The organism is Streptomyces sp. NPDC001941 (assembly GCF_040296945.1).
In the GTDB taxonomy this organism is placed as follows: domain Bacteria; phylum Actinomycetota; class Actinomycetes; order Streptomycetales; family Streptomycetaceae; genus Streptomyces.
Window position 1 is genome coordinate 163708 of record NZ_JBEOYE010000002.1, and the last position, 21633, is coordinate 185340.

The window sequence follows — 21633 nt, forward strand, 5'->3', positions numbered from 1 at the left end:
GATGCGCCGTGGAAATGTCCGCCGTGCGCGAGGCGATCGCGGACGCGGCCCGCGCAGTGACGATGCCCGTGGGCACGCGCAAGCTCACGAGCACGGGCTACGTCCCCGACGAGGTGAACGAACCGTGCTTCTTCGCGGGCGAGTACAGCGTGGACTTCGACAAGGCCATGGGCCGCGCGCTCGACGAGGCCGAGATCACCTGCCGCGTCCTCGTCAGCCGCGCCGACGACAAGGCCGCCCAGCGCCTGCTCGACCGGATGCTGTCCGGCAGTGGGCCCGGGTCGCTGAAGCAGGCGATCGAGGCGGCGCGCGGGGCGCCCGGTGAGTACGCCCTCGGCGGCCTGGCCCACGATCTCCGCGTGACCCGCATCCAGGGCTACCGCTGGTACGAGCATGCCGGGGTGGACTACGTCGGCGCGGAGCTGACCATCAAGGTCATCGGGGACGGGAGCGGCTGAGATGGCGAAGACGATCCTCACCGATGTGCGTCTGTTCGCCGTCGGCGCCGACCTGACCGGCAACTCCAACAAGGTCGAGCTGAGCGGCGAGTTCGAGGAGAAGGACACCACCAACTACGGCAGCGCCGGGTGGAAGGAAGTCCTCGCCGGGCTCGGCTCGGCGGAGATCAACGGCGAGGGCCAGTGGGAGGCGGGCGACGCGACGAAGGTCGACGACGCAAGCTGGGCCCAGCTCGGCGGGCTCGGCCCGTGGACCGTCTGCCCGACGGCGGCCACGGTCGGCGCGCTGGCCTACCTCACGCGCGCGCTGCGCTGCTCGTACACATTCCTCGGCGAGGTCGGCGAGGTCGCCCCCTGGCAGGCCAAGGCGACGAGCCACTGGCCGCTCGTGCGGGGGCAGATCGCCCACCCGCCCGGGACCGCGCGCACCGCGACCGGCACCGGCACCGCCCTCCAGCTCGGCGCCGTCGCCGCCGGGCAGCGGATGTACGCGGGGCTGCACGTGCTGTCCGCCGCGGGCACCACGCCGAGCATCACCTGCCGCGTCGAGTCCGACGACAACGCGGGCTTCAGCTCGCCGACGACCCGGCTGACGTTCGCCGCCGCGACCGCGCCCAGCGGCGAACCCCTGCGCACCGACGGGACGGCCATCACCGACAACTACTGGCGCGCGGCCTGGACCATCTCCGGCACGAGCCCCAGCTTCATGTTCGCTCTCTCCCTGGGAATCAGGTGATCACCCATGCCGAAGATGGTCCTCACCAGCGAGTTTGTGTCGCTGAACGGCACCGACCTGTCCGAGTACACACGCAAGGCGGAGCTGAGTGTGGAGGTGGAGGAGAAGGACGTCACCACCTATGCCTCGGCAGGATGGAAGGAGACCCTCGGCGGGCTGAAGGGCGGTGAGCTGGGGCTGGAGTTCCTCCAGGACTTCGCCGCGACCCGCCTCGACTCGATCATGTGGCCGCTGTTCGGCACGGTCGTCACCTTCGAGGTGCGGCCGACGAGCGCGGCCGTGGGCACGTCGAACCCGAAGTGGACCGGCAGCGTCTTGATCAAGGAGTGGAAGCCCATCGAAGGCGGCGTGGGCGACGAGGCCACGGCCGGCGTCTCCTTCCCCACCTCCGGCGCCGTCACCCGCGCGACGTCCTGATGCCCAGCGGCCAGCCGCCGTTCGAGCTGCGCTGCACGCACGAGGGGCTGGACTCCCTGGTGCGGGCGATCCGCGCGGAGGCCGACGGCAAGGAGCTGCGCAAGGAACTCGCGAAGAACATGAGGGAGGCCTTGAAGCCAGGGGCCGCCGACGCGAAGAGTTCGATCATGGCGATGGCCTCGTCCGGGCTCGGCGCCCGGCCCGGTCTGCGGACCAGCATCGCCCGCAAGATCCGGCCCGAGGTGAAGCTGGGCGGCCGGTGGACTGGCGCCCGCGTGAAGGCGTTCAAGACCAAGAACATCCGCCGCTTCCCCAACGCGCCCAAGCGCGTGAACCGCAGGTCCGGCGGGTGGCGCACGCTCACCTACGGGCACGAGCCGTGGCGCACACAGGAAGGCAAGCGCGGCTGGTTCGACGAGGCGTTCGAGAACGCGACCACCACGTACCGCCAGGCCGTCCTCGACGCGATGGAAGACATGGCCCGCCGGATAGCTTCCCGGGTCGACCAGGGATAGGAGCCCGATGTACCTGATCTACCAGCCCGAGGGGCAGGACGAGCCGACCCGCTGGAAGTACAACCCCCGCCGCCTCATGGCCGTGGAGCGCGAGGACCTGGAGCGCCGCACCTCGCGGAACTTCTCGACCTTCACGACCGACGTGGTCCAGGGCAACGCCCTGTGCAGGCGCGCGCTGCTCTTCACCTACCTGCGGCGCGACCACCCGAAGGTGAAGTTCGAGGACGTCGACTTCACCTGGGACGAGGTCAAGCTGGCGTACTCCCAGCAGGAGCTACACCTCATGCGCGAGGACGCCCTGGAAACCCTCCACGGCGACCAGCTCGCCGCCGCACTCGCGTCCTTCGACAAGGCCATGGAGACCGCCTACGACGAAGACGAGGTGGGCGAGGGCGGCGAGGGAAAAGCCCAGCTGCCGATCGCCGACTAGCGAACCTCGGCAACGCCGCTCACCTGCTCGGCCTCAAGGAGGAGGACTTCCTCAAGATGACTGTCGAGGTAGAGGACCACTACCTGACCTGGCTGGACGCGTACCGCAAGCAGATGGACGAGGCCGAGGCCAAGATGAAGAGGGGGTGACCCGCCGTGTCGGACACCTCGCTCGTCTTCAACCTCGTCGCACGCGACCGCGCGTCGGCCGAGGTCGGACAGATGGCCGAGAAGTTCAACACCGCCGCCGCCACGATCGGCGCCGGGTTCGCCGGGGCGCTCGGCGTCGGCATCATGGCGAACATCGACGCCGAGGCCGCAGGCGACAAGCTCGCCGCGCAGTTGGGCGTGGGCCCGGCCGAGGCGGCCGAGCTGTCCCGCGTCTCCGCGAGCGTCTACCGCAACGCCTGGGGCGAGTCGACCGAAGAGGTCAACGAGGCGATCCGCGGCGTGTACCAGAACATCGGCGACACCTCGGCCGCCGAGGGCGGGCTGGAGGGCGTGACCACGAAGGTCATGGCGCTGGCCTCTACGTTCGACCAGGAGATCGGCAAGGTCTCGGCCGCCGCCGGACAGCTCGTCCGCACGGGCCTGGCCGACTCCGCCGACGAGGCGTTCGACATCATGACCGCCGGGTTCCAGTCGTCGGCCAACAAGGCGGACGACTTGCTCGACACGCTCAACGAGTACAGCACGCAGTGGCGCCGGATCGGCCTGGACGGGCAGACGGCCATCGGCCTGATCAGCCAGGGCATGGCAGCGGGCGCCCGCGACAGCGATCAAGTCGCGGACGCGCTGGGTCAGTTCGGCGAGCGGGCCCTGGCCGGGGGCACGGCGGTGGACGCGGCGTTCCAGTCGATCGGCCTGTCCTCTGCGGACATGGCCGCGAAGATCGGCGCGGGTGGGGCCACCTCGAAGCAGGCGTTGCAGCTCACCATGGACGCGCTGCGCGGGACGGCCAACGAGCAGGTCAGGCTGAACGCGGCGGCGGCCCTGTTCGGCGACCCGGGCAACGTGCTCGGCGCCGCCTTGTTCGCCCTCAACCCGGCGACGGCGTCGGCCGCTGCGGGCATGGACAAGGCGGCCGGGGCCACGGACAAGCTCGTCGACACTGTCGGCGGGAACGCGTCCGCGACCTTCGAGTCGTTCAAGCGGAAGGTGCTCGGCGACCTGGGCGACGCGGGCGGCGTCGTCGTGAAGTTCGCCATGGACAACCAGAGCGTCATGCTCCCGCTGCTGTACACGTTCGCCGGGCTGGCCGCGACGGTCGCTGTGACGCGCGGCGTGATGGTCGCCTACTCGGCTGTGTCCTCCATCGTGACCGGGGCGCACGCCCTGATCTCCGCCTCGTGCTGGACCGTGATCGGCAACTGGATGCGGATGACGGCGATCGGCCTCGCTGCCTACGTGCGGATCGGGGCCGCGGCCGTCGTGGCCGGCACGACGACGGCCGCCGCGTGGATCGGCTCGGCGCTGGTGTCGATGGGGACGTGGCTGGCCGCGCTCGCGCGCACCGCGCTGACGGCGTCGATGACGTTCATCGGGATGGCGGCGCGGGCGGTCGCGTGGGCTGTGGTCATGGCGGCTCAGTGGCTGATCGCGATGGGTCCGGTGGGCTGGGTCATCGCGGCGGTGGTGGGTCTGGCTGCGCTGATCATCGCCAACTGGGCGAAGATCAAGGCGTGGACGGGGCAGGCGTTCGACTGGGTCTGGAACAAGATCAAGTCGATCGGCTTGACGATCCTCTCCTGGATCACCGGCTGGCCGATCGTGTCGTACTTCCTGCGGCACTGGGACCGCATCAAGACCGGCGTCGCCGTCAAGGTGCTCCAGCTCATGATGTACGTGAGCAGCCTGCCCGGCCGGATCTCCCGCGCCCTCGGCAACCTGGGCTCGCTGTTGTACGGCAAGGGCGCCGACATCGTGCGCGGCCTGTGGAACGGCATCGTCTCCATGGGCGGCTGGCTGCGTGACAGCCTCATGGGCTGGGCCCGCAACCTGATCCCAGGCCCGATCGCCAAGGCGCTGGGCATCGCGTCGCCGTCGCGGGTGATGGCGCTGGAGGTCGGCCGGTGGATCCCGGCCGGCGTCGTCCAGGGCATCGAGGCCGGACAGCCCGCGGTCGCCCGCACCATGGCCTCCCTCGTCGAACCACCGCCCGCGGCTGCGGGCATGGCCGCCGGAGGCCGCCTCGCCGGGGGCGCCGCGCCCATGGTGCGGCCCGGCGCTGGCGGTGGCGGCGTGGTCGTCGTGCGCCTGGACGTGACGGGCGCGGACGGCGACCTGCTCCGACTCATGCGGCGCATGGTCCGCGTCGAGGGATACGGCAACGCGCAGCTCGCGTTCGGCGACAGGAGGTAGACGTGGCCTTCCCCCAGACCCCGCTCGACGTGCGGACCGAACTCCAGATCGGCGGGGCCTGGACGGACGTCTCGTCCTACGTGTACACGCGGTCCCCGATCACGATCGAGCGGGGCCGCAAGGACGAGGGCTCGCGCGTGGATCCCTCGAAGTGCTCGCTGACCTTGAACAACAGGGACGGCCGCTTCTCTCCGCGCAACCCGCTGTCCCCGTACTACGGGCTGATCGGCCGCAACACCCCGATCCGGGTCAGCGTCCCGGGGACCGAGTCGTACCTGGCTCTCTCCGGGGCCCAGGCCGACATCGCCTCCACCCCGGACCACGCCAGCCTCGGCATCACTGGCGACATCGACATCCGCGTCGAGGCCACCTGCGACTGGTACACCAGCCAGCTGAACCAGACGCTGATCGGCCAGTGGGGTGTCGAGGGCAATCGCGCCTGGCTGCTGCGGATCTACGGCGGGAACCTGACCCTGCTCTGGACCACGGGCGGTCTCGCCTCGGCTGCGTTCTTCTGGGACTTCACGCTGCCGCGGCTGCCGCGCCGTGCTGCGCTCCGCTTCGTCCTCGACGTGAACAACGGCTCGGGCAACCTGGCCACGGCCGCGTACTGGTCGACGAGCATCAGCGGAACGTGGACGCAGTTCGGCACGGGAACCGGCTCCGGCGTGACCAGCATCTTCAACAGCACGGCACCGCTGGAGATCGGGCCGACGCAGACCGGCACGGTCCCCATGCGGGCCCCGCTCGTCGGCCGCGTTCACCGCGCCGAGGTCCGCAACGGGATCGGCGGCAGCGTCGTGGCGAACCCCGACTTCACGGCGAAGACCCCGGGCACGACCTCGTTCGCCGACGGCGCCGGCCGGACGTGGACCGTGGGCGGGAACGCCGCGATCACCAACAGGGAGTACCGGTTCTACGGGGAGGTCTCCGCGTGGCCGCCGCGCTGGGACGTCTCAGGCCGGGACGTGTGGACGCCGATCGAGGCGGCCGGGATCCAGCGGCGCCTCGGCCAGGGCCGCAAACCCCTCGACAGCACCCTGCGGCGCCGCATCCCCTCCGACTCGACGGTCCTCGCGTACTGGCCGATGGAGGAGGACAAGGCCGCGTCGCAGTTCTACAGCCCGCTCGCCGGGGTGAAACCGCTGATCGTGGCGGGCAGCATCGACTACGCCACGGACACCGACCTGCCCGGGGCCCTGGGCCTGCCGCACCTGCACACCGGCGCGTCGCTCTGGGGCGCGGTGCCCGGCCCCGCGTCGGCGGCTGGGCGCTGGCACGTGGAGCACATGGTCAACATGCCCTCGTCGCCGGGCAGCGCGACCGCGTACATGGACGTGTTCACCACCGGCACCATCGCCCGCGTCCGGATCAGCCTCGGCGGCGGCTCGTCGCACGTCCGCTTCGACGCCTACGACGGGGCCGGCACGCTGCTCGGGTCGCAGAACTCGACGACGGCCACCACGCTGTACGGCGGGTGGCGGCGCCTGAGGCTCTTCTGCGAGCCGTCCGGCGGCAACATCCGCGTGGCGCTGACCTGGCTCACCCCTGACGATCAGCCCGGATTCTTCATCGACACGATCTTCGCGGGCAGTATCGGGCGCGTCGCCTACGTCAGCGTGCCCTCGCTCCCGGCTGCCCTCGACGGGATCGGCATGGGGCACCTCGCCGTCTTCAACACCTCGAACACCAGCATCTTCAACCTCGCGGACGCCGCATTCGCCGGGGACTACGCGGGCTGGAGGATGGACCGCCTCGCCGGAGAGGAGGTCGTCCCGGTGTCGCTGACGGCGCCGCCGTGGGAGTCCGAGCGCGTGGGAACGCAGGCGTCGGACACGCTCCTCGGGCTGCTCCAGTCCGCGGCCGACACGGATGGCGGGATCCTGTACGAGCGGCGGGACCGGCTGGCCCTGGCCTACCGCGACCGGATCAGCCTCTACAACCAGGCGGTCGCCCTGCCGCTGAGCTACATCGTGGACGGCGAGGTCGGGCCGCCGCTGGAGCCAGCGGAGGACGACCAGCAGATCCGCAACGACGTGACCGTGACCCGCTCCGGCGGGTCCTCGGCGCGGGTCACGCAGACCACGGGGGCGCTGTCCGTGGCCGACCCCGAGGACGGGGGCGTCGGCACCTACGACGAGTCCGTGACCCTGTCCCTGTACCTGGACTCCCAGGCCGAGCAGCAGGCCGCGTGGCGGGTGGCGCTGGGCACGTGGGACGAGGCCCGCTATCCGACGATCCGGGTGATGCTGCACGCGGTGCCGTACCTGATCGACGAGGTGCTGGCGCTCGACATCGGGGACCGCCTCACGATCGCCAGCCCCCCAGCGTGGCTCCCGCCCGACCTCATCGACCAACTCGCCTTCGGCTACAGCGAGGTACTGGACCAGTTCACCTGGGACGTCTACTTCAACTGCGTGCCCGCTGGCCCGTGGACGGTGGGCGTCGTCGAGGACGATGTCCTCGGCCGCGTCGACACCGACGGCTGCACCCTGAACGGGCCGATCTCCAGCTCGACGACCACGGTCAACGTGGCGACCGCCGTCGGCGTCCCGCGGTGGATCGACTCGGCCACCTACGGCTCGATGTTCCCCTTCGACATCCGCGTCGGGGGCGAGGTGATGCGGGTGACGAACATCGTGGGGACTGCCCTGTCGCAGACCATGACCGTCCAGCGCGGGCGGAACGGGATCACGAAGGCCCACGCGTCCGGCACCCCGGTGGTGCTGGCGAACCCGATGCGCCTCGCGCTCTGACCTGAGGAGGTGCCCCGGTGGCCTTCGCCGGACAGAAGATCACGGCTGCTCAGTTCAACCGGTTGCAGCCCAAGAAGTACTCCGCCGTCGGGACGGGCACGCTGACCGGGCCGCTCTCCAACGCCGACGTGACCGGGGCGACGATCACGCTGACGACCGAGACGGCCAACGCGATGTACACCGTGTGGTGCACGTGGGACTTCAACATGACCGGCGCCTCGTCCGGCACCGAGACGGGCCGCCTGAACCTGGACGGGGCGAACCTCAGCCCGCTGACCACGAACGCCGACCCGGACAACGGCGGGCGCGGCACGGTCCCGCAGAACTACAACGGCACCATCGCCACGCCGGGGTCGCACACGTTCAAGCTCGTGGCCAGCCCGCTCACCGGGCAGCAGGTGCAGAACGTGAACTGCTCGATCATCGTCGAGATCACGGAGGTCGTCTGATGCCCTGGGTCGTCCCCGCCGCCGAGTCCCGCCAGTACGACGGGGCCAACGCGGCCGACCTCGCCGCGTGGATCGGCGCCGACGAGTACGCCGAGACGGGCGACGCCCTGACCCTGACGGTCACCGTGTGGGGCCTCACGAACGACGTGGTCCTCCAGCCGGGCTGGTGGCTGATACGGCAGGTCGGCCAGTGCGGCGGGGCGCACAGCCCCGAGGACTACGCCCGCCTGTGGCACGAACTCCCCACGGCCTGACCCCTGCACGCCCTTCGCCCCGTGCCGTCCTGGCCGGGGCTCACGCATGTCTGGAGGCACACGTGCCTGATCTGTGGATGCCGGGCGCCACGCGCCTCGACATCGGCGACCACGCCCCCACCGACGGCGGCCCGGCCAAGGCCATCGCGCACATCACGTGGGACCGCAACGCGACCGCGGCGAAGCCCGCCGACCTCGTCCCCTACACCAACCTCGTCGAGTACTTCGGCCGGAACCCGGACGGCAAGGCCGCTGCGCCTCACCTGCTGTGGGATCCATTCACCGGGGCCGTCACGCAGTTCCACCCGGCGACCTCCCGCTCCAAGTCCCTGGCGGACCAGGCGGGCGGGACCCGCACGAACCGCGCGGGCAGCGTCGTGATCCAGATCGAGACGGTGTTCTTCCCGTACTGCCGCGTGGGCGGGCGGGTGTACGCGGAGCTGACCGACACCCCGTGCAAGGGCTGGCCGGAGCTGCTCGCGTGGGTGCGCTCGTGGGGTGTGCCGGACGTGTGGCCGATGGGCCGACCGATCGATTTCGCTCCGCGCCGGAGCGAGTCCGTGTGGGAGTCCCGCGCGGGCTGGTACGCGCACGCGCACGTCCCCGAGAACGACCACCAGGACCCGGGCTCGTGGCCCGCGTTCACGACCAGCCCGACCCCTGTGCCCGCCGAGGAGGACCCCGTGCCCGAAGACCTGACCGAGTCCACCGACACCGACGTCCGGATCCCGGCCGACACCTGGACCCTGACCGCGATGGCCGCCGACTCCGCGCTGCTCCAGGGCAAGGCGTCGTACGTGCTCACCTCCTACGCCACCGTGGCCGGCGCCCCGGGCACGCGCGTGAAGGGCCGTTACCAGGACTACGACGTCGCGAAGAAGCGCAGCTCGCTGGACCTGCCGATGGACGCCGGGGTCATCGGCGCGGACGGGCGCCTCGACGTCCACCTCGACCGCAACGGGCAGCTCCCCGCAGGCACGCAGCTTCGGCTCGAACTCTGGGCGGACAAGCCGATCACCGTGACGTACCGCGTGCTGCGCGGTCGCGTCTGGCGCTGACCAACTCCCCTCTCACAGAAGTGGATCACCCATGGGAATCGCAGCCTTCTGGAAGGCCGCCTTCGAGCGCGCCGTCCGTACCTTCGCTCAGGGCACCATCGGCGCGATCGGCGCCGGGGCCCTCAGCATCCTCGACGTGGACTGGGGTGAGGCGGCTGGTGTCGGCGGCCTGGCCGCTGTGCTGTCCGTGCTCACCTCGGTCGCGACGTCCGGCGTCGGCCGCCCCGGGCCCGGCATCACCGAGACCGCGGTCGACCGCCCGACCTCGATCGTCTGATGTGGCCGGCGGCGGCGCGGCGGGTGTCTCGCCGCCGCGCGTACCTCGTCACCCTCGGCCTGGCCTGGGCCGGGTACGGAGCGCTCGGCATGATCGGCAACGTGACCTACAGCCGTAGCCGCGGCATCGCCGAGCTGACCCGCTGGGTCCCGATCGACGTCCTGGGCTGGGGCTGGGTCGCGCTCGGCCTGCTCGCCGTCCTGGCCGCCGTGCCTGCGCGCTGCCCCCGTGTGCAGGCGATGGGCTTCGCCGCGGTCAGCACCCCGGCCGCGCTGTGGGGGACGGCGTTCGCGTACTCCGCGGCGACCGGGTTCGACGGGGCGGCCGGCGGGGCGTGCGGCTGGCTCGGGTTCGCGCTCGGGACGTTGTGGGTGTCGGGCATGGAGGACCCGCCGCCCCGTCACCTGAGGAAGGGGCGACGCTGATGGACATGGGGGCGCTGGTCGCGTCGGGGGTAGCTGGCCTGGTCGGTGTGCTGACGTGGCAGCAGTCCCGCGCGTCGAACCGCCGGTCTGATTTCACGGCGATCACTGAGCGCCTGGACCGCGAGCTGAAGGAAGAGAAGGTCCAGCGGCGGCTGACGAACAGCTACGTGCTGGAGCTGCTGCGCTGGGCCCGGCGCGTGGAGCCGACCACGCAGGCCGGGCCCGTTCCTGATCCGCCGGCCGACCTCGATCTGTCGCCCTGGCAGCCGTGACCTGAGAGGGGGCCGTGATGGCTCTGCCCGCGACGCGTGTCGTCACCGGGAAGTACACCAACCCCGCGACCCAGACTGCGGCCACCGGGTTCGTCCGGCTCACCCCGCTGCCCGCGGTGTGGACGGACACCGTCAACGGGGAGCGGCTGCCCGGGGGCGTGGAGCTGGACCTCGTCGCGGGGCAGTGGTCACAGGCGCTGATCACGACGGACGCGGCCGGGGTCGAGCCGGGCACGAACCGGTACTGGCAGATCGAGGAGCACATCGACGGGCAGCCCGTCGCCGCAGGGGTGTTCGCGCTGCCGACGGGCGATGGGTCCCCGGTGCGGGTGGCGACGCTGCTCGACCCGGACCCGGGGGTGCCGCAGTACGCGCCGATGGTCCTGTCCGTGAACGGCGAGGTCGGTGTCGTCGTGCTGGTGCCGGCCGACATCGGGGCGCTGGCGGCGGACGGCGGGACGCTGACGGGGAACTTGACGGTGGCCTCGTCGTACGACGGGACGACGTCGAGCGACTCGACGCGCAGGATCACGCTCCAGTCGTACCAGCGGGCGACGTACCCGGGGCACTGGGGCGAGCCGCTGCGGCTGGACCTGCTGCGGGACGACGCGAAGGCGATGATCGCCTGGCGTGAGGGCTACACCGGGAACGGGCTGCGGTCGGTCGCGTGGATCGGCGCGCACGGCAAGAGCAACGACGGGCTGTCCTGGCACAACCACATCAGCATCGAGGTGCCGGACCTCAGCGGTGCGCTCCAGACAGCGCTGGAGATCCCCTACGCGCAGTTCAACACCCCCAACGGATTCGGGATCGCGGCGGCTGACGTCTACGTGCGCGCGGTCGCGAAGCTGATCGCCTCCGGCGTCCCGCTGATCGTCGAGGGCTCCCCGGGCACGAACCGTGACCTGGTCTTCGGCAGCACGGACGGCACGAACGTGGGCGGCAAGGACGCCTACAAGCGCTGGGCGATCCGCGCCGACTCCGTCGCGGAGACCGGGTCGAACGCCGGGTCCGACTTGCGGTGGATCCGCTACAACGACCTCGGCGCGGCGATCGACTCGCCCATCTACGGGAAGCGCAGCAACGGCTTCATCGGGCTCGGCGGGAACGTCTCGCCTCAGGTCCAGCTCGACATCGGCGCGGCGAACTCCGGCTCCTGGGAGGCCCGCCTGAACCGGGGCGCCACGACCAACTCCGCAGGCCTCTCCTTCGCCACGAATGCCGTCGTCCAGTGGACGGTCGGCATGCGCAACGACTCCACGAACGACCTGCACGTCAGGGACAACGTCAACGGCCGCACGCCGTGGAAGGTCCGGACGACCGGCGCGGTGGAGGCTGGTCTCGGCTTCGCCCGTGGGCGGACGGCGGTGGCCGATGCGAACTACACGATCTTGACGACGGACTCGCGGATCGCGGTCACGTCGATCACGGCCGCGCGGGTGATCACGCTGCCCAACGTTGCGACGGCCACCGGCCAGGAGTTCGTGATCAAGGATGAGTCGGGCGCCGCCGACGGCACCAAGACGATCACCGTGAGCGGCGCCGCGAACATCGACGGCGCGGCGAGCAAGGTGATCAACGCGGCGTACGGGTCGCTGAGGGTGTACTCCAACGGGACCGCGTGGTTCACCTACTGACCGGCGAACAACGTCGCCCCCTGTCTGGCCTTCGGGCCGGGCAGGGGGCGACGTCGTGTCTGCGGCCGATTCCCCCGCGCGGCGGGGACAACTTGAAACATCGAACCGGAACACCCCCGCGCTGCGGGGACGAGCAGTGCCCCGCGTCCGCCGGGCTGCTGCTTTGGCAGAGTAGCGCAGCCGACCGACAGCAGTCAGCGGTTCCTACGGCTCGGCGAGGTCGGTCCGGGCTCCGCGGCCGGGGCGAGCCTGGTGGGCGGCGCGTACTGCGGCCGCGTCGTACAGGGCCGTGATGCGGCCCGCGCTGGACACGCCCGTTCCGGCGCGCTTGATACCCCACCGGGAGAGCTGCCGTCGCGCGGCGTCGCGGGTGAGGCCGAGGTGCTCCCCGGCTTGCTCGGCGGACCACAGCTCGGGCTGCTGGTCGGGCATCAGTAGTCCTCCTTCAGTGAGGTGATGTACGTGGAGGCCTCGCGGCGGGTCAGCCCCTCGATTCCGGCGCGGTCGGTGGGGCCGCTCATGAAGCCGCCGCCGTCGCCGCTGCGGCGCCGCTGGTCGAGCAGGGACAGGATGAAGTCGACCTGCTTGGGGGTGACCATCGGGGTCCCGGGCGCGGGGGGCGGGGTGACGCCTACGGCTTCGGCGGCCGCGGTGACGACGGCGTGCTCGCGGTCCTGGACGTGCTTGCGGATGCGGGCGGCGACCTGGTCGGCCTGGCGGGCCTTGAGGGTGCCGGTGTGGCCGGTGATGGCGTAGCGGTAGCCGCCGGCCTCTTCGGTCCACTGCTCGATGGTGGCGTCCGGGACGCCGGCCTTCTGGGCGAGGAGGTGGATGCGCTCGGCGTCGTGGCTGCTGATGGCCATGGTGGTCCCCCTTGGATCGGCTTGGGTGGTGCCCTTGCTGACGCTTTAACTATGCCTCACGTGAGGCACAGTCGTCAAGGGGTGCCCCGCCCACAGCGACGCCCCCTGCCACAGCTCCGGCCGGGCAGGGGGCGCTTCGTGCGTTCTGGCGCCCTGTTGCGCCACCGCGCCCTAGCGTTACGGTGCGCGCTCCACACGACCCACAGAGGGGGATCCATGGCCCGCAAGTTCCGTATGGTCGGCAGCAATTCGGGTTCGAACGGCTGCCCGACCCTGTACACGATTCCCGACGGGAGGTACGTAGTCCAAGGGCCCCGGGTCGACGACCCGGAGGAGCTAGCCCAGCTCGACCGGCGGGCGCCGGGCGAGGGCGCGGTCATCGTCCCGCGCGAGCTGCTCGCGAATTTCGGTCCCCGGGAGGCGATCCACGTGCCGCAGATGATCACGTTCGCCGAGTTCGACGCCATGTTCGCCAACCTGAAGCACTCGGCGTGGCGGCTGGAGACCCGGCGCCGGTACGCGTCGGACGAGACCACGCCGACGTACCGCCAGTTCGTCGCTGGGGAGCCGGTCGATTGGACGAGCTGGGACGCGGAGTGGTGCGCCGAGCGCCGGGAACAGACTCGGCTGGGGAAGAGGTTCGAGCGGGTACGGATCCTGGACACCCCGCCGACGGTCGCGCAGCGGTACCTCCTCGACAACGCTCGGCGGAACAGCGCCGTGGGCGAGGACATCCGCGTCCTGGACCGCTCGCAGGCCGAGGAACTCAGCCTGCCCCACGAGGACTTCTGGATCTTCGACGCCCGGGTGGTCGCCCTGCTGCACTTCGACGAGGACGACGAGATGACCGGCGTGGAACTCATCACGAACCCGGTGGAGGTGCTGCCGTACCTCCAGGCCCGCGAGGCCGCCTGGCACTACGCAAGGCCTTACGACCAGGCGTAGGGCGGATACGGTGCCCGGGTGAGCACCGACTTTCAGCAGGCCAGGGTGGCGCTCGGCATCCGGCTCCGTGAGCTGCGGGGCCGGACGTCCGGGCGGGCCCTGGCCGCTCAACTCGGCTGGACCCAGTCGAAGGTGTCCAAGCTCGAGACCGGCCGGCAGACCGCGACGCCGGAGGATCTCCGCGCGTGGGCGGAAGCGACCGGCCACCCGGAGGCGGGCGAGGAACTCCTGTCCCGGCTCCAGGGGCTGGAGTCGCGGTCCCGGTCCTGGCGGCGCCAGCTCGCCGCCGGGCACCGGCCGGTGCAGGACACGCTCACGACCGAGTACGAGCGCGCGTCGGTGCTGTACGCGTGGGAGGGCTCGATGGTCGTCGGGCCGCTCCAGACCGCCGACTACGCCCGCGCGATCTTCGAGTCGTACTCCGAGCTGCACCAGTCGCCGCGCGACACCGAGGCCGCAGTACGGGCGCGAATGGAGCGGCAGCGGCTGCTGCATGACGGGCGGCAGGCGTACCACGTGGTGATGTGGGAGGCCGCGCTCTACTCGCGGATCTGCCGGCCGGGCGCGCTCGCTGCCCAGCTCGACCGCCTCGCAGGGACGATCGGACTCGACACGGTCCACCTCGGCATCGTGCCCTTCGCCGCGCGCGTCCCCATCCCGCCGGGGCCCGGCTTCTGGATCCTCGATGACCGGCTCGTCCTCGTCGAGGACTGGCACGCGGAGCTGTGGCTCGACGACCGGGACAGCCTCGGCGTGTACCAGCGGGTGTGGGAGCGGCTCGCCGGGGCTGCGGTCTACGGGGACGCCGCGCACCGCCTGATCGCCCGGGCGAGGGCTGCTCTCGACCTCGCGTGAGCATCATCGCGAATCCGCCGGGGCGGCGCGAGAATCATCGAGAATCACACGGCACGGCGCGAATCACCCGCGCCTACGGTGCAGGTCATGGACACCGATACCCGCCCCCCGGGGGCCGCCGCAGCGGGTACGGGCTGGTGCGCATGGCACCGTGGCCCGTCCAGCACAGCCCGTCTCGTCGAGGAATCTCCCGTCGACCGCACGTCGGCATCGCCGTACCGCCGGAGCGCGTGCGCACCGTGCGTCGAGCAGCGGCGCCTGACTCCCGTGGAGGCCGCGTCGTGACGCCGGTCCGGTGCGTCGAGATGGAGGCGTCCGCCCTGTCGACGTGCACGGTCTGTGGAGATCGGACGATCGGCCGGATCTGGTACCTCGTCGAGCCCGAGCGCGCGCGGCGGGGCGAGCCCCCGCGGGTGGCCCACAAGCGGCACAGCGACGCCGAGATCCAGGCCGCTGTCGAGGAGGCGCAGGATGCGTAGGCTCCGCAGCGGGGACCGGGTCCTCGACAAGATCCTCGGCCGGGTGGGCGTCGTGCAGTCGGCGGACGTCGCCGAGTACGCGGTGCGCAGCGAGTACACCGGGGCGACGTGGTCGGCGGCGCGGTGGGACCTGGAGTTGCTGCCGCCGTTGCGGGTCGGGTCGTCGCCGGTGCAGCCTCGCCGGTACTCGGCGCCGCCGAGACCCTCGGGGCTGCGCCCCTGACTTGCCGCCGCGGCCGGCCCGCCTCGGTGTGCGAGGGCGCCCCGGCCGGCCACCGACGGCGGATCGGTCGGCCGGGGCTCAGCGCACGAGGTCGGCGAGCGGGACACCAATCGCGTCGGCGATGCGGATCAGGGTGTCGAGCTTCGCGGACGCGTGGCCCTGCTCGATGCGGTTGTACGAGGCGAGGGACATGTCGACGCGCAGCGCGACTTTCTCCTGCGTGAGGTTGGCCCAGAGACGCGCGGCGCGGATCTGATCGCCGATGGCGCGACGGCGTGCGAGGACGCGGTCGTCGGGCATCGGCTCGTGGTGCACTCAGCCACGGTCACGCCTCCATGATCGAAATGTCTTTATGGTCAACCATAAGGAGGTTGATCATGCTGATCTGCGGGTATCCGCCCAAGATCCCCAGACTGGCCCTCCCCGCTCCCCAAGCATCGGGAGGGCCTGACTCGCCCCCCGCTCCCTCGCTGGAGCGGGGGGCGCTGTCGTGCGCCGGTAGCGCGATTCGGGGCTTTGCTACTCACCCCGTGTGGGCGCCGGGCGGCGCCGCCGGGAGCTGTTCCCGCGGGAACACGGCGGGGCGTCCGGCCGCATTTGGCGTCATCGAGCGTCATCGAACGGCACCAGAATGTCCCGAAAACCGGCATCGTCGCAGGTCACAATCAGGTCAAAAAACTGGTTCAAGTCCCGTTACTCACCCTGATCGATTCGGGCCCCGTCCTCACGAAGAGGACGGGGCCCGAGTCGTTTGTACGGGGATGCCGCCGCGCGGCCCCGGGCCGTGCGTTCGGAGATCCTCTCCCCCGGGTCGCCGGCGCGCCCTACCCTGGCGGGGACGAGCCGTTGAGAAGGGCAGGGTCCGATGTCTTCCGACGCCACTCCCGACCCGTACGCCGAGCCGATCGCCTTCGGCAGCAGGATGCAGCTCCTCCGGGAGCGGCGCGGCATGAGCCGGGTCGTGCTCGCCGGGCTCCTCGGCCGGTCGCCGGCCTGGGTGAAGCAGGTCGAGAAGGGCGGGATCGGGGCGCCGGGGCTCGACACGGTGCTCCAGGTCGCCGAGGTCCTGCGGGTGCGCAACCTCGCCGAGCTCACCGGGCGCCCCGAGCCCCGGGTGGACCTCTTCGTGGGGCCCGGGCACCCGCGGCTCGCGGCCGTCCGCGCGGCGGTGGACCACCTGCCACTGGTCACCGAGCGGGAGGCCCCGCCGGTACCCCATCTGCGGGCGCGCCTGGCGAAGGCGTGGAGCGCCCGGCACCGGGCGGCCAACCACCGCGACGTGATCGGCGCTCTGCTGCCGGACCTGATCCGGGACTCCGAGCTGGCCGTACGGCAGGCCCGGCGTCCGGAGGAGTGGCGCGCGGCGCAGGCCGTCGTGGCCGAGGTGTACTCGCTGGCCCAGTTCTTCGTCGCCTACCAGCCGGACAGCTCGCTCCTGTGGCGCGTGGCCGAGCGCGGCATGATGGCGGCCCGGCAGTCCGGTGACCCGCACGCGATCGGCGTGGCCGCGTGGCTCATGGCCCAGGCGCACCGCGACTCCGGCCCCGGGCACTACGACGCGGCGGACGCGGTCGCGCTGGAGACGGCGCGGTTCCTGGAGCCACTGCTGCCCGACGGGACCGACGACGTACGGGCCGTCGCGGGCGCGCTCGCCTTCGAGGCCGGGTACACGGCGGCCCGCCGGGGCGAGGCGGGTACGGCGTGGCGGTACTGGGACTCCGCGCGGGCGGTGGCCGAGCGGCTGCCGGAGGCGTACTACCACCCGGTGACCTCGTTCTCCCGGGGCGCCATGGGCGCGCACGCGGTCACCGTGGCCGTCGAGCTGCACTCGGGCCCGGAGGCGGTGCGCCAGGTCGCGCGGGCCGACGCGGACGCCATCCCGTCCCGGCCGCGCCGGGCCCGGCACCGGATCGAGGAGGCGCGCGGCTACCAGCTCGACGGCCGCCCTGACCTGGCGCTCGCCACGCTGGCGCAGGCGCACGAGGCGGCCCCGGAGACGATCACGTACAACGGGTACGCCCGCAGGATCGTGCTGGAGCAGTCCGAGTCCAAGGTCACCGCCCGCAGGCGCCAGGCCGCCGAACTCGCCGCCCGGATCGGCCTGCTGGCCGCGTAGGCCGTGTCCGGCCGAGGGGTATGGATCCCTGCCCTCTGCCGGGGGCGGGCGGCTCTACGGTCCCTGCATGACACTGCGTGCCTACGACGTCCCCGCGCCCCCGTCCTCCACCTGCGGGCTCTGCGGGCGGCCGATCCTCGACCGTGCGTACCTCCTCGCCGAGCCCGGCACGCCGGTGCCGGAAGAACCGCGGCTCGTGCACCAGGGACACCCCGAGGTGCGGGAGGCCGTCGTGCGGCGGCTGCGTACCGGGGACAAGGTCCTCGACACGGCGCTCGGCCGTGTGGGCATCGTGCGGGCGGTCGGAGTCGGCGACTACACGGTGCGCAGCGAGTACTCGGGCGTCACCTGGGCCGCCCCGCGCTGGGACCTCGAACCGCTCCCGCCCCTGCGGGTCGGCCCGCTCACGACGAGCCCCGCACCACCGTGACGGCCCCGGCGCCCCGGGTGGGCCGGAGCGGGCGCCCGGGCGGGAGCCGGACCCCACGGCCGGGGTCACGACGAGTCCCGCACCACCAGCCGTGTCGGCAGGACCAGGCTCGGGGGGGTGTCCGAGGGGCGGGATATCTCCCGCAGCAGCACCCCCGTCATCGCGCGGCCCATCTCCTCGATCGGCTGGCGCACGCTCGTGAGGGCCGGGTCCATGTGGCGGGCGATGGCCGAGTCGTCGAAGCCCACCAGCGCCACGTCGTCCGGGATGCGGCGGCCCGACTCGCGCAGCACCCGGCGCGCCCCGGCCGCCATCACGTCGGAGGCGGCGAACACCGCGTCCAGGTCCGGCCAGCGCGCCAGGAGTTCCGTCATCGCCCGGCGGCCGCCCGCTTCGGTGAAGTCGCCCTCGGCCACCCGGTCGGGGGCCAGGCCCTCCGTGGTGAGCGCCTCGCGGTAGCCGTCCAGGCGGCAGCGCGCGCCGTACACGTCCATCCGGCCGGTGATCGTGGCGATCCGGGTGCGGCCGCGCGCCGCGAGGTGGGCGACGGCCGAGCGGGCCCCGGCCAGGTTGTCGGAGTCGACCGAGGGCAGCGGCTCCTCGGCCGAGCGGCGGCCGCTGACGACGACCGGTATGCCCAGTTCGACGAGGAGTTCCGGGAGCGGGTCGTCCGCGTGGACCGAGACCAGCAGGACGCCGTCCACCCGGTGGGAGGCCAGGTACTGGGCGAGCCGGCGGCGTTCGCGGTCGTTCCCAGCGAGGGTCAGCAGGAGCTGCATCTCGGTGTCGGCGAGGGCCGCGCCGACGCCCCGGACGATGTCGGAGAAGTACGGCTCGGCGAAGAAGCGGGTCTCCGGCTCGGGGACCACCAGGGCCAGCGCGTCGGCCCGGTTGGCGGCCAGGGTGCGGGCGGCGCGGTTGGGTACGTAACCGAGCTCGGCGACCGCCGCCTCGACGGCGGCCCGGGTGCGCTCGCTGACCCGGGGGGAGCCGTTGATGACCCGGGAGGCGGTGCCCCGGCCGACGCCCGCGCGGGCGGCCACCTCCTCCAGCGTCGGGCGCCCCGCGCCGCGCACCCGAAGGCCGCGGATACCGCTGTTCCGGCGATCAACCACGTCAATCCCCCCTTGGCTCCCTTGGCTCCCCTGGCCGAGAACATAACGTGTCCGTTGCCTTGACACCCCTTCAGGCAGCCGCGACCCTTCAACACATCACTTGTGGGAGCGCTCCCACCGTACCGCGCTCATTCATGACCCGCACGTACTCAGGCCCTCGCCGACGGAAAATCAACTCCCGGACCCCACGGGTCGGTTGAACCGGCGCGGGTGCACACGTCAGGACACTGGGAGGACGCAATGCGCAAGGCCGTAATCCTCGCGCTCGCCGCCGCCCTCGGGGCCGGCCTGCTGGCCGGCTGCGCCGAGGACGCCGACGGGCCCGCGGGAGGCGCCACGAAGGGCTCCGGCTCGGGCGGCGGCAAGACCACGCTCACGGTGGGGGTGTTCGGGGCCTTCGGGCTCAAGGAGGCCGGGCTGTACGACGAGTACATGCGGCTGAACCCCGGCATCAGGATCGAGCAGACCTCGATCGAGCGCAACGAGAACTACTACCCGCAGCTGCTCACCCACCTGGGCAGCGGCAGTGGCCTGGCGGACGTCCAGGCGGTCGAGGTCAACAACATCGCGGAGATCACCGCGACGCAGTCGGCCAAGCTGGAGGACCTGGGCAAGGCGCCGGGCGTGGACAAGTCCGCGTTCCTGGACTGGAAGTGGGCCCAGGGCACCGACAAGAGCGGCAAGACGGTGGCGCTGGGCACCGACATCGGGCCGCAGGGCATCTGCTACCGCAAGGACCTGTTCGCCAAGGCCGGGCTGCCCACCGACCGGGAGGCCGTGGGCAAGCTGTGGGCCGGGGACTGGGGCAAGTACCTGGCGGCCGGGAAGCAGTTCAAGGCGAAGGCGCCCAAGGGCGCGGCGTTCGTGGACTCGGCCTCCGGGGTGATGGCGGCGATCACCGGCGGCAGCGCGGAGCGGTTCTACGACAAGGACGGGAAGGTCTCGTACAAGACCAGCCCCGGGGTGAAGGAGGCGTGGGACACCGCGGCCGCGTTCGCCACGCAGGGCCTGACCGCCAAGCTCCAGCAGTTCACCCCGGCCTGGGACCAGGGGTACGCCAACGCCACCTTCGCCACCGTCTCCTGCCCGGCCTGGATGCTCGGCTACATCCAGGACAAGGCCGGGGCCGCGGGCAAGGACAAGTGGGACGTGGCGGCGGCGCCGAAGCCCAGCAACTGGGGCGGCTCGTTCCTGACCGTGCCGTCCGCGGGCAAGCACAAGGCGGAGGCCGCGAAGCTGGCCGCCTGGCTGACCGCGCCGGCCCAGCAGGCGACCCTGTTCGAGAAGCGCGCCAGCTTCCCCTCGGCCTCGGCCACGTACGAGCTCCCGGCGGTGGCGAACGCCAAGCACCCGTACTTCGGCGGCGCGCCGACCGGGCAGATCTTCGCCAAGGCCGCCGAGGGCGTGCCGGTGCAGATCCTGGGCCCGAAGGACCTGATCATCGCGCAGAACCTGGCCGACGTGGGCATGCTCCAGGTCGACCAGCGGGGGAAGTCCCCGCAGGAGGGCTGGGACGCGGCGGTGAAGAAGATCGACAACGCACTGGACCAGTGAGCACTCCATGACGAGCGAGGCAACCACGGCCGCGCCCTCCCACGAGGAGGGCGCGGCCCCCGCCGCGGCGCGCGCGGCGGACGAGCGGCGCAGGGCACGGCGCAGCCGCTGGTACCGGTGGGACGTGCGCTTCAGTCCGTACGCCTTCGTGGCGCCGTTCTTCGTGTTCTTCGCGGTCTTCGGGCTGGTCCCGATGCTCTACACCGGCTGGGCCTCCCTGCACCGGGTGGAGCTGACCGCGCCGACGGACATGGAGTGGGTGGGGCTGCGCAACTTCACCCGGCTGCTCGACGACGAGTTCTTCTGGAACGCGCTGAGGAACACGCTGACCATCGGGCTGATCTCGACCGTGCCGCAGCTGCTGATGGCGCTGGGCGTGGCGCACCTGCTCAACTACCAGCTGCGCGGCTCGATGTTCTTCCGGGTCGCGATCCTCACCCCGTACGCCACCTCGGTGGCCGCCGCGACCCTGGTCTTCGTGCTGCTCTTCGGGCGCGACTACGGGATGATCAACTGGGCGCTCGGGGCGGTGGGCGTGGGGCCGGTCGACTGGCAGAACGGCGACTGGACCTCGCAGCTGGCGGTCTCCACGATCGTGGTGTGGCGCTGGACGGGCTACAACGCGCTGATCTACCTGGCGGCGATGCAGGCCATCCCGCACGAGCTGTACGAGTCGGCGGCGCTGGACGGCGCCTCGCGCTGGCAGCAGTTCGTGCACGTCACGGTCCCGGCGCTGCGGCCGACGATCCTGTTCACCTGCGTGGTGTCCACGATCGGGGCGACGCAGCTGTTCGGCGAGCCGCTGCTGTTCAGCGGGGGCGGGGGCGCCACCGGCGGCTCCGACCACCAGTTCCAGACGCTGGGCCTGTACCTGTACGAGCAGGGCTGGGTGAACCTGCACCTGGGCCGGGCCTCGGCGATCGCCTGGACGATGTTCCTGATCCTGCTGGTCGTGGGCGCGGTCAACGGCCTGATCGCCCGCCGACTGCGCAAGAGCGCGTAGGGGAGC

The 21633-nt window shown here is 71.8% G+C and carries 26 protein-coding genes; 22 read left to right on the top strand and 4 right to left on the bottom strand.

Annotation, left to right across the window (positions count from 1 at the left end; genetic code table 11):
- Window positions 1–14 precede the first annotated feature (14 nt).
- From ABT160_RS02690 to ABT160_RS02755, 14 genes are all read left to right on the top strand, one after another.
- Window positions 15–458 (top strand): hypothetical protein, encoded by a 444-nt coding sequence (locus tag ABT160_RS02690; protein WP_351643037.1) that lies wholly within the window; start codon window positions 15–17, stop codon window positions 456–458.
- A gap of 1 nt (window position 459) precedes the next feature.
- Window positions 460–1194 carry a hypothetical protein gene (locus ABT160_RS02695; RefSeq protein ID WP_351642568.1) on the top strand — a complete coding sequence of 245 codons (735 nt, stop codon included), beginning with the start codon at window positions 460–462 and terminating at the stop codon, window positions 1192–1194.
- Between the two features lie 6 nt (window positions 1195–1200).
- Window positions 1201–1611: a hypothetical protein gene (locus tag ABT160_RS02700; protein WP_351642570.1), complete on the top strand. Its 411-nt coding sequence runs from the start codon at window positions 1201–1203 to the stop codon at window positions 1609–1611.
- The gene (locus ABT160_RS02705) at window positions 1611–2126 is read left to right on the top strand and encodes a hypothetical protein (RefSeq protein ID WP_351642573.1); all 516 of its coding nucleotides are present in this window, start codon (window positions 1611–1613) and stop codon (window positions 2124–2126) included. The genes ABT160_RS02700 and ABT160_RS02705 overlap by 1 nt, the downstream gene beginning before the upstream one ends.
- Window positions 2127–2133: 7 nt before the next feature.
- A complete protein-coding gene (locus tag ABT160_RS02710) occupies window positions 2134–2556 on the top strand; it encodes a hypothetical protein (RefSeq protein ID WP_351642574.1) in 423 nt (140 codons plus the stop codon).
- A gap of 155 nt (window positions 2557–2711) precedes the next feature.
- Window positions 2712–4916, top strand: coding sequence for a phage tail tape measure protein (locus ABT160_RS02715; RefSeq protein ID WP_351642576.1), 2205 nt, complete (start codon window positions 2712–2714; stop codon window positions 4914–4916).
- 2 nt (window positions 4917–4918) lie between these two features.
- Entirely contained in the window at window positions 4919–7672 is a 2754-nt protein-coding gene (locus ABT160_RS02720; protein ID WP_351642578.1) for a hypothetical protein, read from the top strand.
- Between the two features lie 17 nt (window positions 7673–7689).
- Window positions 7690–8121: a hypothetical protein gene (locus ABT160_RS02725; protein ID WP_351642579.1), complete on the top strand. Its 432-nt coding sequence runs from the start codon at window positions 7690–7692 to the stop codon at window positions 8119–8121.
- A complete protein-coding gene (locus ABT160_RS02730) occupies window positions 8121–8375 on the top strand; it encodes a hypothetical protein (RefSeq protein ID WP_351642581.1) in 255 nt (84 codons plus the stop codon). Before ABT160_RS02725 ends, ABT160_RS02730 begins: the two co-directional genes overlap by 1 nt.
- A 62-nt stretch (window positions 8376–8437) precedes the next feature.
- Window positions 8438–9433, top strand: a complete 996-nt coding sequence (locus ABT160_RS02735) for a hypothetical protein (protein WP_351642584.1) — start codon at window positions 8438–8440, stop codon at window positions 9431–9433.
- Window positions 9434–9464: 31 nt separating this feature from the next.
- Window positions 9465–9710: a holin gene (locus ABT160_RS02740; RefSeq protein WP_351642586.1), complete on the top strand. Its 246-nt coding sequence runs from the start codon at window positions 9465–9467 to the stop codon at window positions 9708–9710.
- A gap of 23 nt (window positions 9711–9733) precedes the next feature.
- Window positions 9734–10135, top strand: coding sequence for a hypothetical protein (locus tag ABT160_RS02745; protein ID WP_351642589.1), 402 nt, complete (start codon window positions 9734–9736; stop codon window positions 10133–10135).
- Window positions 10135–10407, top strand: a complete 273-nt coding sequence (locus ABT160_RS02750) for a hypothetical protein (RefSeq protein ID WP_351642590.1) — start codon at window positions 10135–10137, stop codon at window positions 10405–10407. The genes ABT160_RS02745 and ABT160_RS02750 overlap by 1 nt, the downstream gene beginning before the upstream one ends.
- A 17-nt stretch (window positions 10408–10424) precedes the next feature.
- Window positions 10425–12044: a hypothetical protein gene (locus tag ABT160_RS02755; RefSeq protein WP_351642592.1), complete on the top strand. Its 1620-nt coding sequence runs from the start codon at window positions 10425–10427 to the stop codon at window positions 12042–12044.
- 204 nt (window positions 12045–12248) lie between these two features.
- Here ABT160_RS02755 and ABT160_RS02760 read toward each other — a convergent pair whose 3' ends face one another.
- Together ABT160_RS02760 and ABT160_RS02765 are read right to left on the bottom strand one after the other, a co-directional pair.
- Window positions 12249–12476: a hypothetical protein gene (locus ABT160_RS02760; RefSeq protein WP_351642594.1), complete on the bottom strand. Its 228-nt coding sequence runs from the start codon at window positions 12474–12476 to the stop codon at window positions 12249–12251.
- Window positions 12476–12907 carry a hypothetical protein gene (locus tag ABT160_RS02765; protein ID WP_351642596.1) on the bottom strand — a complete coding sequence of 144 codons (432 nt, stop codon included), beginning with the start codon at window positions 12905–12907 and terminating at the stop codon, window positions 12476–12478. Before ABT160_RS02765 ends, ABT160_RS02760 begins: the two co-directional genes overlap by 1 nt.
- Window positions 12908–13123: 216 nt before the next feature.
- Between ABT160_RS02765 and ABT160_RS02770 the strand changes: the two genes are divergently transcribed.
- From ABT160_RS02770 to ABT160_RS02785, 4 genes are all read left to right on the top strand, one after another.
- Entirely contained in the window at window positions 13124–13852 is a 729-nt protein-coding gene (locus tag ABT160_RS02770) for a DUF6879 family protein (RefSeq protein ID WP_351642598.1), read from the top strand.
- Between the two features lie 18 nt (window positions 13853–13870).
- Window positions 13871–14707 carry a helix-turn-helix domain-containing protein gene (locus ABT160_RS02775; RefSeq protein WP_351642606.1) on the top strand — a complete coding sequence of 279 codons (837 nt, stop codon included), beginning with the start codon at window positions 13871–13873 and terminating at the stop codon, window positions 14705–14707.
- Window positions 14708–14988: 281 nt separating this feature from the next.
- Entirely contained in the window at window positions 14989–15186 is a 198-nt protein-coding gene (locus tag ABT160_RS02780) for a hypothetical protein (RefSeq protein WP_351642609.1), read from the top strand.
- Window positions 15179–15409, top strand: a complete 231-nt coding sequence (locus tag ABT160_RS02785) for a hypothetical protein (RefSeq protein ID WP_351642612.1) — start codon at window positions 15179–15181, stop codon at window positions 15407–15409. Before ABT160_RS02780 ends, ABT160_RS02785 begins: the two co-directional genes overlap by 8 nt.
- Window positions 15410–15487: 78 nt before the next feature.
- Here the strand turns inward: ABT160_RS02785 and ABT160_RS02790 are convergent, their stop codons facing one another.
- Entirely contained in the window at window positions 15488–15709 is a 222-nt protein-coding gene (locus ABT160_RS02790; RefSeq protein WP_351642614.1) for a helix-turn-helix domain-containing protein, read from the bottom strand.
- Between the two features lie 565 nt (window positions 15710–16274).
- Here ABT160_RS02790 and ABT160_RS02795 point away from each other — a divergent pair.
- Together ABT160_RS02795 and ABT160_RS02800 are read left to right on the top strand one after the other, a co-directional pair.
- A complete protein-coding gene (locus ABT160_RS02795) occupies window positions 16275–17525 on the top strand; it encodes a helix-turn-helix domain-containing protein (protein WP_351642617.1) in 1251 nt (416 codons plus the stop codon).
- 67 nt (window positions 17526–17592) lie between these two features.
- Window positions 17593–17955 carry a hypothetical protein gene (locus ABT160_RS02800; protein WP_351642620.1) on the top strand — a complete coding sequence of 121 codons (363 nt, stop codon included), beginning with the start codon at window positions 17593–17595 and terminating at the stop codon, window positions 17953–17955.
- A 65-nt stretch (window positions 17956–18020) separates the two neighbouring features.
- Here the strand turns inward: ABT160_RS02800 and ABT160_RS02805 are convergent, their stop codons facing one another.
- Complete coding sequence (locus ABT160_RS02805; protein ID WP_351643040.1) at window positions 18021–19046, bottom strand: LacI family DNA-binding transcriptional regulator; 1026 nt, start codon at window positions 19044–19046, stop codon at window positions 18021–18023.
- A 264-nt stretch (window positions 19047–19310) separates the two neighbouring features.
- On the opposite strand from ABT160_RS02805, the gene ABT160_RS02810 reads away from it, so the two are divergent.
- The gene (locus ABT160_RS02810; RefSeq protein WP_351642623.1) at window positions 19311–20624 is read left to right on the top strand and encodes an ABC transporter substrate-binding protein; all 1314 of its coding nucleotides are present in this window, start codon (window positions 19311–19313) and stop codon (window positions 20622–20624) included.
- 7 nt (window positions 20625–20631) lie between these two features.
- Complete coding sequence (locus ABT160_RS02815) at window positions 20632–21627, top strand: carbohydrate ABC transporter permease (RefSeq protein ID WP_351642626.1); 996 nt, start codon at window positions 20632–20634, stop codon at window positions 21625–21627.
- Window positions 21628–21633: the final 6 nt, after the last annotated feature.